General features: G+C 52.7%; 1 protein-coding gene. It reads right to left on the reverse strand.

Annotation, left to right across the window (positions count from 1 at the left end; all coding sequences use genetic code 11):
• A partial coding sequence (locus KDK18_RS13710) for a hypothetical protein (RefSeq protein WP_257255494.1) occupies positions 1–919 on the reverse strand: 919 nt, incomplete at its 3' end.
• Positions 920–1,073 lie beyond the last annotated feature (154 nt).

The raw sequence follows: 1,073 nt of genomic DNA on the forward strand, positions 1-1,073 counted from the left end.
ACTGAGTCCAGCCGGTCTCTGAAAAGCTTTGTTCCAGTGGATAGCCATAAACGGCATAGTTTGAAAGACTATTGATAAGAGCGAAAGTCAACGCAGGCACCAGAGTGACACTGGCTTTGATCAACGGGTTGTTTGAGGCTACCACCGAACTGCCCGACATTAGCAAGACTCCCACTCCGCACAAGGCTGAGCCCAAGACACTGATTCCGACTCCGGCTAAGGCTCCCGCTCCCACTCCGGCTCCGTTCAAGGCTCCGACTCCGACTCCGAGTCCGGCTCCGGCCACGACTCCGGTTATAACTCCGGTCGCAGCTCCGTGTAGAGCCCCGACTCCGTTTACAGCTCCGATTGCGTATACAACGCCGAATCCGGTTACAGCTCCGATTCCGGTTAAAGCTACGATTCCGTTTACGGCTCCTGTTCCGACTTCGACTCCAACCTTTGTCTGTCCGTCCTCATCAATTATTAACTCCGAAATAATTCCCGTGAGGGTACCCGCAATCGCTGCGCTGACAGCAGCAGCAAGAATCGCTTTTGCTGGCCTGAAGCCTCTGTGGATCATGGCTTCATAGGTAACATCCCCTGCCATAAGCCCATAAATCGGAGACAATATTCTATACTCCCCAGCCGCATACCATTCCGTCGAAATATCCCTTACGCCCATTTTTCTTAGAATTAGCGCCGAAATAGCGCTGGCTCCAGTTCTTGATAACGCTTCCGAAGCGAAGTAGCTCAAGACTGCAAGAGGTATGAGCTTCCTCGTTTCCGCATTAGCAGCATAAGCTGCCATTCCTGCACCGGCAAAATACAGGGGTTTCCACCAGCGCTGTACCAGGGGCCAGGGAGACACATGCCCGGCCAGTGCCACTTCGGCGGTGGTCATCACGGGAGCCAGCTGCAAACAGAAATCCGTTTTCAACTTCTCCAACTCCTTTGCATCCCATTCAGTCAGACCATGTGTGCTTGAATGCCCGAAAACTATTCCTGCTCTTTTACATACACCCCACCATATACCCACATTGAGCAGGGTAGACAAAGAGACTCCAGCAATGCTTCCCGTTAACTCAAGCCCG

This window comes from Endozoicomonas sp. SESOKO3 (genome assembly GCF_024606255.1).